The organism is Sorangium sp. So ce363, from assembly GCF_051520435.1.
GTDB classification, from domain to species: Bacteria; Myxococcota_A; Polyangia; order Polyangiales; family Polyangiaceae; genus Sorangium; species Sorangium cellulosum_B.
On the sequence record NZ_CP150333.1, the window covers coordinates 9,428,424 to 9,444,167 of the forward strand.

The following is a 15,744-nucleotide window of genomic DNA, read 5'->3' on the forward strand; positions in this document are numbered from 1 at the left end:
CCTCATCGCGCGCGCGTTCCGAGGGGCGCGCCGCGGCCCCCCACCCGCTGCAGGGCGTAGGCGATGCCGCTCTGGAGCGTCCCCTGCGTGACCACCGCGCCGAGGTCGATCTGCAGGCGGATGAGCGTCTGTGCGACGTCCGGGCGGATGCCCGTGATCACCGCCTGCGCCCCGAGCAGCCGGAGGGCGACGGCGGCGTTCATCAGGGTGCTCGCGACGTCGCCGTCGACCGTTCTCACGCCGGTGATATCGATGATCACGACCTCGGCGCCGCTCGATTCGACCCCCTGGAGCGCCGTGCTCAAAACCTGCTCCGCCCGCTGCCGATCCATCATCCCGATGAGCGGCATGACCATGATCCGGTCGGTGATCGGGATGATGGGCGTGGAGAGCTCCGCCAGCCGGGCGCTCTGCACGCGGATGATCTCCTCCTGGAGCTCGGCGCGCGCGTGCTCGCTCCGCTCCCGCGCCGAGAACTCGACCCTGAGCTGCTCCTCGGCGAGGCGCAGCGACTCCGTGCGCCTGTGCAGGTTCGCGTAGAGCACGGCGTTCTCCACCGCGGTCGCCGCCTGCGCCAGGAGGAGCTTCGAGAGCTCCAGCCGGGCCGGCGTGAACACGTTGGTCGCCGTGTCGTTCTCCAGATAGAGAACGCCGTTCGTGCGCCCCTGGTGCACCATCGCCAGGCAGAGGATCGATCTCGGGTTGTGCGCGGCGACGTACGCATCGGCGGCGAAGCGAGGCTCATGGCTCGCGTCCGCGAGGACCACCGGCTGCATCGTCCTCGCGACGTACTGCACGATCGAGGCGGGGACCTCGGCGCTGCCCTCGACGGGGAGCAGCAGACCGACCCTCACCGCGTTCGGATCCACGGTGATGGACGCCTCGATCATCAGCTGATGATCGCGCTCCAGGACGAGGACCCCCTTCTTCGCGCCGGCGTTCTGGATCGCGATGTCGAGCAGCCGGCTGACAACGCTTTCGAGGACGACCTCGCCGGCGATGGCCTGAGCGGCCCGGATGACCGCCTCGACGTCGAGCACGCTGGTGCTGAGCCTCGTCGTCGAGGTGGTCTGGACCGCGGCCCGGGCGTGCTCCAGCATGCCAGGCGGCGCCGACGTGAGCGCGACCTTCTGCACGAGCTGCGGCGCCTCGGCCGCCAGGCGGTCCGCCTTGGCGGTCGCTCCCCACTGCATGTAGCCGTGGTGGGCGTCGGTCATGTGGGCGCGCGCGCTCCGGGTGAGGCCGTTCGCGTGGAGGAACTTCCCGGCGAGCTCGCTCGCCAGCGCCTGATCGCGCGTGAACCCGGCCTCCTCGGCGCCCTCGATCGCCCTGTCATAGAGACACGCCACGGCGTGCCGATCGCCGCCCGAAATGCGCGCGATCTCCGCCTCGGCGAGGAGATGTTTGTGCGCGTAGCTCCGGGGGCAGAGCTCGGCCCAGCGGGCGAGCTTCTCCCGGTGCGCCGACAGCGCCGCCACGAGCCGCTCCTTCTCGGAGGCCGGCGCGCCGTCGCACGAGGCGGCGAGGGTCAGGCACGAATAGAAGACGAGCTCGGTCGCCCAGAAATTGTTCACGCAGCCGGCGGTCATCTTCTCCGCGGCGGCCATGAGCGAGCGCGCGGCGCCGTAATCGCCGTGGAGGTAGGCCAGCTGGACCTTTTGCGTGTGGTACCAGGCGGCCACATAGGTGAGCTCCGGGACCGAGACCATGCTGGCGAACGCGGCCTCGTCGAAGGTGCCGTCGCTCAGGGTGTGCGTCCCGGCCGTGCTCCCCGTGAGGTTCGCGACGACCTGCCTTGCGCACGTGAGGATGAGCGTCGTGAGCTTGTCGTTCGTCCGCCGCATGAGCGCGAGATCCTGCTCGATCTCGCCGGCCACCGCGCCGAGATCGTCGCCGAGGCTCAGGCTCGCCGAGACCATGTGAATGCAGCAGTACGACGAGTACGCCAGATCTCCCGACTCCAGGCCGGCCTGCCGCGAGCGGGCCAGGAGCTTGATCGTGTCCCGGAGCGGCTCGAAGAAATGGAGGATGGCCCCGAAGGTCGTGAGGAGCATGCACGTGATGCGCGGGTTGGGGATCCGCTCGTTCAGCTCGATACCCACCTTGGCGAACTCGTAGGCTTCCTTGTACCGGTCCTCCGTCGTCCTCGGCTCGAAGACGCCGTCGATGAGCAGCACCGCATAGAGCACGTACGCGTACGCGGAGGTGCTCGAGTTGCCGCACTCCATCGCGAAATTGATCTGCATGATGAGCGTGAGCGGCCCGAGGACCGGTAGCCCGAGCGCGGAGGCGGGCTGCGTCATGTCGGCGAGGAGACGGTGGACGGTCTGCTTCTCTGGATCGGCGACGGTGGGCAGCTTCAGGAGAGCGGAGATCGGGCGGCTCGCGAGGTGGGCCTGCATCGCCTCGAGCTCTCTGCCGAGCAGCGCGCGCTGCTCCTCGGCCGCCGCGGGAATGTCGACCCCGAGCAGCGCGAGGGCCTCGAGGCCGCATCGCACGACCTCGGAGAGGTCGCCGCGCATCAGGTGGAACGACATGCGCAGGTTGCGGACCTGCGCGCCGTCCAGCGGGGTTCTCGCGTGTTCGAGGAGCGCGTCGAACAGCCGCTCTCCGGCGTCGAACTGGCCTGTCAGGCAAAGGCACTCCGCGAGCCCGGTGGTCAGCGCGAAGGTGAGATCGTGCTGGTCGTCCCAGCGCTTCGGGCCGAGCGCGCTCGTGCCGGCCTCGAAGTAGCTCGCGGCCGCCTCGTACGCCGCGCCGGCCTTCGCCCTCCTGCCCGCCTCGAGGTTCAAGCGCGCCAGCGCGACGCGCTCTTCCGGATCGGTGATCCGCGGCACGCCGAGGTTCATGTGGGTCGCGACCTCGAAGACCTCACCCTCCATGCCGCCGGGGTCGCTGTCCGCGAGCAGGAGCCGCCCGATCTGGAGGTGGATCTCCTGCTTGCGGGGCTCGTCGAGGAGCCGGTAGGCCGCTTGCTGGACCCGGTCGTGCAAGAACCGGTAGGCGGCGTCGAGCGCGAGCTCCGGCTCGTCCGCCTCGCCGGTCATCGCGCCGCTCAGGGCCGCGTCGAAGAACCTGGAGTCCGCGCCGACGGCGAGGATCAGCCCCTCGCGGAGCGCCGCCGACAGCTCGCCTGCCACCTCGCGGCGCGGCCTGCCGGCCACCCTCGCCAGCGTCTTCAGGTCGAAGCGATAGCCGATGCACGCGGCGAGCGTGAGGGTGCGCTGCGCGCGCCCATCGAGCTCCAGGAGCCTGCCCGCCATGAAGTCGACGACGTTGTCCGTGACCTTCATCCGCTGGATGCGCGGCAGATCCCAGGTCCATTCGCGCCGGGCCGGATCGAAGGAGACGAGCTTCTCGGCGTGCAGCGCCCTCATGAACTGGTTCATGAAGAACGGGTTGCCGTGGGTCTTGCTCATCACATGGCGCGCGAGCGGCTCGGCCCGCTCGGGGTCGCAGGAGAGCGTGTCGGCGAGGAGCCGCGTCACGACGGGAAGCTCGAGCGGCTTGAGGTCGATGTCGCCGACAACTACCCCGGCCTTGCGCAGCTCCCCCAGGGTGATCGAAAACAGGTGGCTCTCGTCGACCTCGTTGTGGCGGTACGCGCCGATCACGAGGAAATGCTTGATCTCCGGTTCGGTCAGGAGCTGCTCGAGGAGCTTGAGCGAGGCCGGATCCGCCCATTGCAGGTCGTCGAGGAAGACGACGAGGGGGTGCTCCTGGGCGGGGATGGCGCTGCAGAACTTCCGGAACGCGAGGTGGAAGCGGGCCTGCGCCTCGGTCGGTCCGAGCGGCTCGACGCCGGGCTGGGGGCCGAGGAGGAGCTCGAGCTCAGGGATGAGGTCGACGAGGTGCTGGCCGTTCTGCCCGACGGCGTTCGCGATTCGCTCCTTCCACAGCGCGAGCGCCTCCGCGGGCTCGGTCAAGAGGGCTCGGACGAGCTCCCGGAAGACATGCGCCACGGCCGCGTAGGGGACGGTCCGGTTGATCTGGTCGAACTTGCCAGCGACGATGTACCCCTTGCCCTGCGCGATGGATTTCTGGATCTCGCCGACGAGGAGCGACTTGCCGATACCGGCGTGGCCGGACACGAGGAGCAGCTCGCTCGCGCCCTGGCTGACGCGCCGCCACGCGCCTTCGAGGACCGCGAGCTCCGCCTCGCGGCCGTAGGCCTTCTGCGGGATCCGGAGCGCGTCCACGTAATCGTGGCGCCCGAGCGCGAACGGCTCGATCGCCGACGCCGCCTCGAGCTGCGTGAGGCACTCGGCGAGATCCATCCGGAGCCCGTAGGCGCCCTGGTACCGATCATCGGGGCTCTTCGCCAGGAGCTTCATGATGATGTCAGAGACGGAGCGCGGTACGTCGGGCGAGACGCGCGCCGGCGGCGGCGGGAGCCTGGCGATGTGGCAGTGCACGAGCTCCAGGAGGTCCTTCGTCGGGAAAGGGAGCTTGCCCGTCACCATCTCGTACAAAGTGACCCCCAGGGAGTAGAGGTCCGTGCGCAGGTCGATAACGCGGTTCATCCGCCCGGTCTGCTCCGGCGACATATACGCCAGGGTGCCCTCGAAGGCGGCGGGGCTCCTCGGCCGCTGTGCCTCCTGGGAGAGGCGGGTGGCGCTGCCGAAGTCCATGATCTTGGCGTTCCACGTGGACGGTTCGACGATGATGTTCTGCGGCTTGATGTCCATGTGAACGGCCCCGCCCCGATGAATGGATTCGAGCGTGCTCGCGATGGATATCGCGATCCGGAGCGCGTCCTTGAGCGTGAGGGAGCGCGCGCTGATGAGCTCATGGAGCGTGCAGCCCCCGGCGTCTTCCATGATGAGCGCCAGGCTCGCCCCGATCTTCACGATGCCCAGGACGTGAACCACGCCTGGCAGCGCGAGCTCCTTGGCGATGGCGTACTCGTAGCGAAGCCTCGCGACCTCGGCCGGCGCTGGGCGCTCGTTCCTGAGGCGCTTGACCGCGACAGGGGCCCGGTCCTCGTTGCGGTATCCTCGGTACACGGTCGACGCAGCGGATTCGTGGATGAGGCCTGTCAGGGTGTACCCGGGGATACCGATCATGGACCAGTTGTAGAGCGCTTCTGTGCGCTGCATCAAGCGGTCCGCACGGCCATTCGAGGGAAATCTACCCCGGCGCCGCCGTGCTCTCCAACCCGGGCGCAGCCAGTCCACAATGTGCGGGCATGGAGCTGATCTCGGAGCGCGCCGGGCCCAGCGTGCGCGGCGAACGGATCGGAGCAGGCGGCGTCGATCCTCACCTCGCCCCGCCATGGATTCGCCCGGCCAAGGTCGCCACGTGCGCCACCAGATCCGGTGGCTTCACCGGCTTGGCCAGATGCATCTGGTATCCGGCCATGAGCGCCCGCGCGCGGTCCTCGGCGCGCGCAAATGCGGTCAACGCCAGCGCCGGCACGCTCCCCCCGCGCTCTTCCGGCAACTGCCGCACCTTCTGGATCAGCTCATACCCGCCCTCGTGCGGCATACCGATGTCGCTCACCAGGACCGTCGGCTGGTCCCGCTCCAGCTCCGCCAGAGCCTCCACGACCGAACCCGCCGTCCGCACCTCCGCCTGGCACTCCGCCAGTATCCCGAGGAGCAGCTCTCGCGTGTCCGGCTCGTCGTCCACCACCAGCACCCGCACCCCCTTCAGGCTCAAGAGCTCCCCGGCGCGGTGCCGTGACGGCCGGCGCTGCGGCATCGGCGGCGGCTCTCCTCCGGCCAGCGCCTCAACGTGCTTGGCCGAGAGCGGCAGCTTCACCGTGAAGCTCGCCCCCTGATCCTTCCCCGCGCTGGCCGCCTCCACCGTCCCCCCGTGCAGCTCCACCAGGTGCTGCACGATCGAGAGACCCAGACCCAGCCCGCCGTACTCGCGCGTGGTCGAGGCGTCTGCTTGCCGGAATTGCTCGAATACGTAGGGCAAGAACTCCGGCGCGATGCCGATCCCCGTGTCGCTCACCGCGAGCCGCGCGTACGTCCCCTCGCGGCGCAGCGATACCTTCACCTGCCCGCCTTGCCGCGTGAACTTCATCGCATTGCTGACCAGATTCCACACGATCTGCTGGAGGCGATTCGGGTCCCCCATGACCTGTTCCCCGGCCGACTCGACGCTGAGCTCCAGGCGGATCCCCTTCGCCTTCGCCGCCGGCTCCGCCGATTCCAGCAGCGTTTCGAGCATCTCGGCCAGATCGACCACCTCCACGTCGAGGCTCAGCCGCCTGCCGACGATGCGCGACATGTCCAGGAGATCGTCGACGAGCTTGGATTGCGCCCGCGCGTTCCGCTCGATCGTCCCGAGCGCCCGGCCCAGGATCTCGTCCGATGGGCCGCGCATGCGGAGCAGCTGCGACCAGCCGAGGATCGCGGTGAGCGGCGTCCGCAGCTCATGGCTCAAGAGCGCCAGGAACTCATCCTTCAGCCGCCCCGTACGCTCGAGCTCCGCCCGCGCCGCCTGCTCGCGAGAGAGCAGCATCTCCCGCTCCGCCTCGGTCCGCTTTCGATCGCTGATGTCCGTGGAGATCCCGCAAACCGCATACGACCGGCCCGACTCGTCGAAGAGCGGACACTTGATCGAGATGTACGTGTGGAGCCCATCGTCCTGGGGCACGATCTCTTCCATCTCCAGCGGCCCCCCGACCGCCGCCACCCGCTTGTCGAAAGCGCGAAATGCGTCGGCGCGCTCCGCGGGGAACAAATCATAGTCGGTCTTGCCGGCGATCGACCGCGCGGTCACATGAAACAACTCTTCGTAGCGGCGGTTGACCATCAAAAAGCGTCCTTCGAGGTCCTTGACGTAGATGACCGCCGTGGAGTTGTCGATGATGGCCTGAAGCAGGTGCTGGCTCTCGCGCAAAGCGACCTCCGCGCGCCGGCGCTCGGCGTTCTCCGCCTTGAGAGCGGCGTTCGAGCTCGCCAGCTCGGCCGTGCGCTCTCGCACCCGTTGTTCCAGCTCCTGGTGGGCACGCAGGAGCTGCGCGTTCTTCGCCTCGAGCTCCTTCTGCGCCTCGCGCAAGCTCAGGTGCGTCCTGATCCGCGCGAGCACCTCTTCGATCTCGAACGGTTTGGTGATGTAATCGACGCCCCCCGCCTCGAACCCCACGATCTTGTCCGCCACTTCTCCGAGGCAGGTCATGAAGATCACCGGGATGTCCCGGGTGCTCTCGGCCGCCTTCAGGCGCCGGCAGGTCTCGAACCCGTCGATCCCGGGCATCACAACGTCCAGCAGGATCAGGTCGGGTTTCATGAGGCTGGCTCGCTTCAGGGCCGCCTCCGCGTCCTCGGCGGCGAGCGCCTGATGACCCGCGGATTCCAGATGATCCACGAGCAGGGCCAGGTTGGCGGGCATGTCGTCCACGATGAGGATCGTGGGCTCACGAGCGCCGGGCGCGGAGGCTCTGCTCATGATCGCCGACCGTCGGCCACCACCTGGCCTACCGCGGTGTGCTCCTCGACGAACTCCTGCAGCTTCCGCATCTGGTACGTCCGCGCCAGCGTCTGGAGCTGATCGAGCCAGGGGCCGAGTCGCGGCTCATTTTGCTGCATCCGCTCCGCCTCCGCCAGCACCTTCCGGATACGGCCCGACGCCACCAGCCGCGACAGCAGCGAGAGCTGTTCGGCCGAGGGCGGCACCAGCGCGCTATCCCCCTTCACCGCCGTGGGGGCGGCGGCGTTCACCGGTTCATGCGTCCATTCCACGCGCAGGAAACGCGCGATCTTCTCGAAGAGCAGGCTGGCATGCACCGGCTTCGGCAAGAAGTCGTCCCAGCCGGCGTGGGCCCCCTTGGGCTGTTCGGCGGCGGTGACGTTCGCCGACGAGGCCAGGATCACCACCCCGTCGAGCTCGGGCATCTGCCGCAGGCGGCGCGTGGTCTCATAGCCGTCCAGGCCTGGCATGGCCAGGTCCATCAAGATCAGCGCCGGCCTGTGCTCCAGGGCGAGCCGCAGCGCGGATTCGCCGCCGTCGGCCTCGACGAGGTCGAAGCCGATGGGGACCAGCAAATCGCAGAACAAAGCGCGGTTGCCGGGGTTGTCGTCCACGACGAGGATCTTGCGGCGCTCGCCGCGATACCCGGTGATCGTGGCCCACGCCGGGGCCTCGTCGACGGCCGCGGAAGCGAGCGCCTCGGCGAGCGTGAGCGTCACGATGAACGCGCTGCCTTTGCCGAGCTCGCTCTCGACATCGATGGTCCCGCCCATATGCTCGATGATCCTCTTGCTGATGGCGAGGCCGAGCCCGGTGCCCTCGCTCTTCGCCCTCTGGTCTCCCACCTGCACGAAGGGCTCGAAGATGCGCGCGAGGTGCTCCGGGGCGATGCCGGCGCCCGTGTCCTCGATCCGGAAGCGCACGTCGCGCTGCCCATCTCCGCCGTCGTCCAGCACGTCGACGAGCAGGGTGACCGCGCCGCGCTCGGTGAACTTGATGGCGTTGCCGAGCAGGTTCAGGAGCACCTGCGTCAAGCGCTTCTCGTCCGCGTGCACGGCGGCGAGCGCCGGGCCCCGCACCTCGTGGGTGAAGGCGATGCCCCTCTGTTCGGCGCGCACGCCGCAGAGATCCACCACGTTGTGCACGAAGGAGGGAAAGTCGAACCTCCGGAGGACGAGCTCCATCTTGCCGGCCTCGATCTTCGCGAGGTCCAGGAGGTCGTTGAGCAACGCCAGCAGGTGCTCGCCCGATTTCTTCACGATCTGCACCCCTTCGCGGCTCTTCGGCGAGAGCTCGGGCGCTCGCATGAGGAACTGAGCGTAGCCCAGGATGCCATTGAGGGGCGTGCGCAGCTCATGGCTCATGCTCGAGAGAAAATCGCTCTTCGCGCGATTGGCGCGGTCGGCCGCCTCCTTGGCGATCCGCAGCTCCGCCGTCCGCTCCTGGATCTTGACCTCCTGGTCCCGGTACAGCACGGCGTTCTCGACGGCGATCGCCGCCTGCGAGGCGAGCACCGACAGGAGCTCCACGCGCGCCGGAGGGAACGCCGACGGCACGTCGCGGTGCTCCAGGTACAGCACGCCCACCACGTGGCCCCGATGCGTCAAGGGCAGCGCCAGCAGCGAGAGCACCGCGTGCAATGCCAGGTACGGGTCGCCGGCGAAGCGCGCGTCGGACCTCGCGTCGCCTGTCACCACCGGCTCGCCCGTGCGGGCCGCATATTGCACCACCGAAACCGGCACGTCGTGGCTCTGCCCGAGAGGCTCCGACAGGCCCGTCTCGATACGGGTCCCCTCCACCCAGAGCCGAGCGACGACCGAGAGCGCCTCCTCTTCGCTGAGCACCAGGGCGCCGCGCTGCGCCCCCGCGTTCTCCAGCGTGAGCTCCATCAGCCGGCCCACCACGCGCCCCGGGTCGAGCTCGCCCGAGAGCGCTTGCGCCGCGCGCACCGCGGTCTTCACGTCGAAATTCGCGCCCGTGGACCCGCCCGAGGTCGTGGTGGTCGCCGTCACGGTCGTGCGGTCGGAGGCCGACTCGTGCATGGGCGCCTTGAGCACGGCGGGATACCTCGCGCCCAGATGGGCGACCACCGCGTCAGCACCCCAGCGCGCGTAGGCGTCGCGCGCCTCGCGCAGGTACATCGCCCCGACGTGGCTCTTGCCCGCCTCCAGCCGAAACTCGGCGGCGAGCTGGGCTGCCAGGGCCTCGATGTGCAGGAAGCGGTGCTCGCGGGCCAGCTCGATCGCCTCGTCGTATCTGGCCGCTGCTTCATCGGGCTTGCCCAGGACGCGGGCGTACTCCGCCTCGCCGAGGCGCAGCTTGTGGAGGAAATTGGCCTCGCAGCCTTCCGTGAAGTAGCGCAATCGCGCGAGGCTGTGCTCGATGTGCTGCCGCAGCCGCGCCCGTTCCTCGTTCGTGACGGCGTCGGGCCAGCGCTTCGCTGCTGCGAGCGCCAGAAAGAGCGCGATATCTGTCACCATCGGAATCCCGAGGAGGTCCGCCTGGAATTGCTCCGCCTCCCGCATCCTCGACAGAGCCCGCTCCCACTTGCCGACGGCACAGAACAGATACCCTTCCAGGGCACGAGCGAACCCTCCGGTGTACCTGTCCCCGTCGGCCAGGAGGGAGCGAGAACCTCGCGGCAACGGCTCCTCCTCCAGGAGGCGCTCGACGCCGTCAGGAGACATCAAGACATCGCAAAAGGACGCGACCAGCTCGAAGTGGTGTCGCCCGACGGCGTCCCCTGCGCGCTGCACCAGCTCCCAGCGCGCCTTGTGCTGCGCATCGACCTGGCCGAGCGGCAGGCCGCGCCACAGCCGGTAGTAGAGCAAGTCGCACAAGAGCCCCCAGCTCGTGCCTTGAAACGACCCGATCTTCAGGCCGGCTGCGATGGCTTGCTCATAGACGGGGGACGCCTCATCGATGGGCCTCGAGTGGCCCAGGTAGATCCCCTTGAGCGCGAGGCACTCGGGGAGCATCGCGGAGCCCACCCGCTCTGCGGCGCGCACCCCGGGCGTGAGCCAGCGCATGGTGCGGCGATACATGCCCGTCGCCACCGACCACGCGTTGGCGAAGCTGCAGATCATGAGGGTGGCGGCGGGCGTGAGCGCGTCCCGCCGTATCGCCTCGGACACGATGCGGGCGATGACGAGCGAATACAGCATCGGCCGGCCACCATAGATCGCGCAGAGCTGCGCCTGCGTCATCAGGGCATCGATGAGCCGGTGCTCCAGCGACGGATCGACCGGCATTCGATCAAACCCGTCCGGCTCGTGATCGAGCCATTGATCCAGCGCGGTGGACTCTCGCAGGAGCGCGACCTGGCACGCCTCATCCGTGTCGGGGAACGTGATGCCCTGCTTCGCGAGGGCGGCCATCCCGAGCCCGATTCCCCGCGTGTACTGGCCCGTGGCGACGCAGCAGCGCGTGCGGATCTCCTGCGCCGAGAGCCAGGCGACCTCCGGCAGAGGCCTGTCCAGCAAGGCGAGCGCCCGCGCCTCGACGTCGTCGAACTCCCGCAGCAGATAGGCGGCCTCCAGGCGCTCGAGCCCGATCTCCACCGACAGCGCGCGCTCCTGCTCCCAGGCCCGCTCGCCGAGGAGCGCCTGGGCGCTGTCCAGCAGGTTGGTCATCAACCGGTACGAGCTCGCCGCCTTCGCGGCGCGCGCCGCCTCGAGGTTCAGCCGCGCGAGCTCCTTGCGCTCCTCCACGGACCGGAGCCGCGCCGCGCCCAGGTTCAGGTGCCGCACGAGCTCCAGGAACTGCTGGGCCGTCCCCCCCTCGGCCCGATAACGCGCCTCTAGCCGACGGCCGATCTCGAGGTGCGCGAGCACCCGCTGCTCCGGCGAGATCCGCTCATAACTCGCCTGCTGCACGCGGTCGTGCAGGAACCGGTAGGCCGCGTCCATCGCCGCCGCGCCGATGACCCCGAGCGCCTGCGCGGGGCGGTAGGCCCCATCGACCGGCACCACCAGCTCTGCGTCAAGCGCCGGCCATAATGCCCCCGTCACGCGGGCGCGCTCCCACCCGCTGAGCCGCTCCAGGTCGTGCAGGTGGAACGTGTGGCCTGCGCAGGCCGCGAGCCCCAGGAGCTGCTGCGTCGGCTCGGGCATCTCACGGACCTTGTCCGTCAGGAGCGCCACCACGTTGTCGGTGACGCCCGCCTTCTCCAGCGACGATTGCTCCCACCGCCACGCCCCGGTCTCCGGGTCCCTCACCACCTGCTTCTGCCGGTGCAGGGAGAGCAGCAGCTGCTCCAGGAAGAAGGGGTTTCCGCGGGTCTTTCGCGAAAGCACGCGCGCCAGCGGCTCCACCCGCGCGGGCTCGCTCTCCAGCGTCCGCGAGCACCACTTCTGCACCTGCTCTGCCGACAGCGGGCCCACCGTCATCCGCGAGACGTTGGCATCGCTCTTTTCCACCGCCTCCACGAGCTTCCACAGCGGGTGCTCGGGCGGCGTCTCGTTGTCGCGGTACGCCGCGATCACCAGCAGCGATTTGCGCTCCACGTCCGTCAGCAATGTCTGCAGGATGATCAGCGTGGCGCTGTCGGCCCATTGCATGTCGTCCAGGAACATCACCAGCGGCGGGTTCGGCGCCGTGACGGCTCGCACGAAATTCAGCCACGTGAGCTTCTGCCGGTTGAGCACCTGCTCGCCCTCCACCGGCGGCACCGGCGGCAGCTTGCCCATGACCAGGTCGAGCTCCGGCACGACGTCCGCGATGAGCCGCGCGTTGTCCCCGACCTCGCGCCGGATCCGCTCCTGCCAGGCCTCGAGCACCGCTTCCGAGCTGGAGAGCCATTGGCGCATCAGCGCCCCGAACGCTTGCGCCAGCGCCGCATAGGGCGTCGACCGCGCGAGCTGATCGTGCTTTCCCGCGATCAGGAGCCCGCGCCCCGCCTGCGCGATATCCCTGTAGACCGTGCGCACCAGCGCCGTCTTGCCGATGCCCGAGGGGCCGCCGACGAGCAGGAGCTCCGTCATGCCCTGCGCGGCGCGCGCAAAGGACTCGCCCACCCGCTCGACATCGCGCTCCCGCCCCACGAGCACCTGCGGCAACCGGAGCTTGCGCGAGAAGTCTTTTCTTCCAAGGCCGAACGGCTCCACCGTGCCCCGCTCGTCCCATTGACGGAGGGCCTCCTCCAGATCCTCCGCCGCGCCGCGGGCCGTCTGGTAGCGCCGCTCGGGATCCTTGGCCAGGAGCTTCGCCACGATGGCTGCCACGGCCCTCGGCACCTCCGGGGCGACGGCGTCGAGCGGAGGCGGGTCCTTGGCCAGGTGCGCGTGCACCAGCGAGAGCGGATCGCGCTCCGTGAACGGCAGCCGCCCCGACATCACCTCGAAGAGCGTCACCCCCAGCGAGTACAGGTCGGTGCGCGTATCGAGCGCGCGCGCTGTGCGCCCCGTCTGCTCCGGGGAAATATAGACCAGCGTCCCCTCCAGCGCCTCGGGGATGCTCGCCTCGGTCGCCTCCTGGGACAGCAGCGAGGCGATGCCGAAGTCGAGCAGCGTGACCCTCTCGCACGCCTCGTCCACCAGCACGTTTTGCGGCTTGATGTCCTTGTGCATCACGCCGGCGGCGTGCACCCCCTCGAGCACCCGTGACAGGAGCCGGCCGAGCCGCAGCGCCGCCCCGAGCGGCACGCGCCCCTGCTTGGCGAGCAAGCGATCGAGCGACCCGAGGCCGGGATCCTCCAGCACCAGCGCCGCCGTGCCGCCCCGCTGCTCCAGCGCCCGCGCGCGCGCCACCCCGGGCACCTCGGCGAGCTGCATGAGCACCTGGTGCTCGTGGATCAGCCGCCCCATCACGCGCGGACTGGCCACCTCGGCCACGGGGATCTTGATCGCCACGCGCGCCCCCGAGGGGACATGGACCGCGCGCCATACCCGTGTCTCGTTGCCGTCGTAGATTACCTTTTCCAGCGTGTAATCCCGCAGCTCCATCATTGCCCCCCTCGCAGGGGCGCTGCTGTCGGAGCCTCATCGTAGTGTCGAGCAGGACGGAATGCGACCGGCGATCCTCCGTCGGGGGAATTTTTCGGGCAATCTCTGCTGCACGACAAGGCCGTGGTCGTCCCCGCGCTTCCCGGCAACCGAGCGGGTTCCTGCTCGAGTTGGCCCCCCCCGCACCAGTCAGCTTGTTAGGCGCTCTGAGTAAAGTAAAGGAAGCCGGCTCGCTGCGCGATGAGGTGTGCGCGGCAAACGGTTCGGGCGGCATCGCGGGCGTCAGATGGCAAGGTCGTGAGGGCTCTGGAGCGCATTCGGGCGCGGCGCAGAGCGCGAAAAGCGGCGCATAGACGAGCCAGATGTGAGCGATCAGATGGTCAGGGCTCGGTGGGTACGTCCAGGCATCACTCAATCTCTCCCTGTCTCCCTGCCTCCCCGTTCAATTTTCCGTAAAAATTCTAACAAGATGAGTGGATTTTTCAGAATTCCAATCGGAGGTCGCTGGACGTGCGTTGCACGACCGTCACGGGGCCGGTCCTGGCGGCTCCGCGCGCGCCGCGGCGCACGGCGTGCTCGCTGTAGAACCGCTCCAGGCTGTCCACGAAGATGCGCGTCAGCGCGCCGAACAGCGCACGATCCTGGGCGAACCTCCGCCGCCAGGGGAACGGAAACGTCAGAACCCATTGCCGGAGCGCCACCTCAAACAGCACGTCATCGATGAGGTTCGCCGCCATGGCGCACATGCGCCGGCCCGGCACGACAGGCAAAAGCTCGCGGCCAAAGTGTGCAACGCGGGTGCGATGATGTAACCCGTAGACGGTACTCTTTTCTTGGTTGCAGCCAGGTGGCATTGCTGGCGTAGGATGTCCGAAGGACTGGATAACCCTGGACGGGAGGCGAATATGAAAGTGCGGTTCGAGCGATCGCGGGCTGTGCTCTGCGCTGCGGCTCTCGTGGTGGGCGCTGCGGCCTGCGACGGCGGCGCGGTGAACAGCAGCGGTGATCCGGGCGGCGGCGGCACTGCCGGGAGCGGCAACACCGCTGGGAGCGGGAACACCGCCGGGAGCGGGAACACCGCCGGGAGCGGCACCAGCTCCGGCGGCAGCGGCTCCGGCGGCAGCGGCTCGGGCGGCAGCGGCTCCGGCGGCAGCGGCTCCGGCGGCAGCGGCTCCGGCGGCAGCGGCTCCGGCGGCAGCAACCTGTGCGCGTCGCCACCGTGCGACGACCTCGCGACCGCGCTCGGGTGCGCCGGCCCGTACAACGTGAATCAGGTCCTCGACCTGAAGTTCACGATGGCGGAGGCCGACTGGTCCGCGCTGAAGGCCGACATGACGAATTCCATCTATTTCCAGGCAGATTTCCAGTGCAACGACGACCCGCCACTACCCGACAAGGTCGGCATCCGGCGCAAGCGGTCTGGCTCGATCGACAAACCGGGTCTCAAGATCGACATCAATCAGTACAACCCGGACGCAGAGTGGTTGACGCTCCACAAACTCAGCCTCGAGAACGGCGTCAGCGAAGGGGGTGACACCGTCGAGATGGTGGACCTGCTCGCCGAATACCTCTCCTGGCGCGCGATGGTCCGATCCGGCGCCATGTCGGGCCGCGCGGCGTTCGCCCGCGTCCACGTGAACGGCCAGCTCATCGGCGCTTACGTGAACGTCGAGCAGGTGGACAAACGCTTCCTCCGCGTCTGGATCGACGACGACGATGGGTGGCTCTACAAGCACAGCGGCAGCGCGGACGACGGCTACAAGACGAACGAGAACGAACCCAACCCGTACGAGGATGCGCTCTGTTTCCTGCGCAAGAATCCCTGCCCGGCGCCGCCCGCCGCCGAGCTCCTGACGTACCTGCCCGAGCACCTGGACATCCCGCAGCTCCTCCGGATGGGCGCGGTGAACTCGATCGTCGCCAACGCCGATGCGCCGCTCGTGAAGACCAACAACTATTACTTCTACGACTGGGCCGGCGGCGGGCGCCTCTACATCCCGTGGGATCTCGACACCGTGATGAAGCAGACGCCACCCCTCTTCGGCGGGCCGGGGGACCCGCTCTACACGAGCGTCCTCTTCACTCACTGGGAAGACGACTACGATGCCGTCCTCACGGAGCTCCTCGAGGGGTCTCTCGACTCCAAATGGATGGACGAGGAGGTCACCACGGCGGGCGTCGCGGCGGCCTCGCTCGACTCGGATCCGTTCGTTGCCGGAGGGTCGTTCGCCGACGCCACGGCGGCGTTGAAGGCGTGGTGGGCGGCACGGCATCCCACGATTCATCAAGAGGTCCTGGCCCACATGCCGTGACCGCGCCCGCGATGGACGTGCCCGCGGCGGCGCCTATGCCCGGCGCGCGTTGCTCTCCGCTTATT

The 15,744-nt window shown here is 68.8% G+C and carries 5 protein-coding genes; 1 reads left to right on the forward strand and 4 read right to left on the reverse strand.

Translation table 11 applies throughout. The features are described 5' to 3' along the window. Positions 1-2: 2 nt before the first annotated feature. The 4 genes from WMF12_RS35470 to WMF12_RS35485 all read right to left on the reverse strand — a co-directional run bounded on the left by WMF12_RS35470 (position 3) and on the right by WMF12_RS35485 (position 14,104). The gene (locus WMF12_RS35470; protein ID WP_437852409.1) at positions 3-5,099 is read right to left on the reverse strand and encodes a protein kinase domain-containing protein; all 5,097 of its coding nucleotides are present in this window, start codon (positions 5,097-5,099) and stop codon (positions 3-5) included. 160 nt (positions 5,100-5,259) lie between these two features. Beyond that, positions 5,260-7,404, reverse strand: coding sequence for a response regulator (locus WMF12_RS35475; RefSeq protein ID WP_437852410.1), 2,145 nt, complete (start codon positions 7,402-7,404; stop codon positions 5,260-5,262). Further along, positions 7,401-13,370: an AAA family ATPase gene (locus tag WMF12_RS35480; RefSeq protein WP_437852411.1), complete on the reverse strand. Its 5,970-nt coding sequence runs from the start codon at positions 13,368-13,370 to the stop codon at positions 7,401-7,403. Before WMF12_RS35480 ends, WMF12_RS35475 begins: the two co-directional genes overlap by 4 nt. Before the next feature lie 479 nt (positions 13,371-13,849). Continuing rightward, entirely contained in the window at positions 13,850-14,104 is a 255-nt protein-coding gene (locus WMF12_RS35485) for a hypothetical protein (protein ID WP_437852412.1), read from the reverse strand. 168 nt (positions 14,105-14,272) lie between these two features. On the opposite strand from WMF12_RS35485, the gene WMF12_RS35490 reads away from it, so the two are divergent. Continuing rightward, complete coding sequence (locus WMF12_RS35490) at positions 14,273-15,679, forward strand: CotH kinase family protein (RefSeq protein WP_437852413.1); 1,407 nt, start codon at positions 14,273-14,275, stop codon at positions 15,677-15,679. The last annotated feature ends 65 nt before the right edge of the window (positions 15,680-15,744 follow it).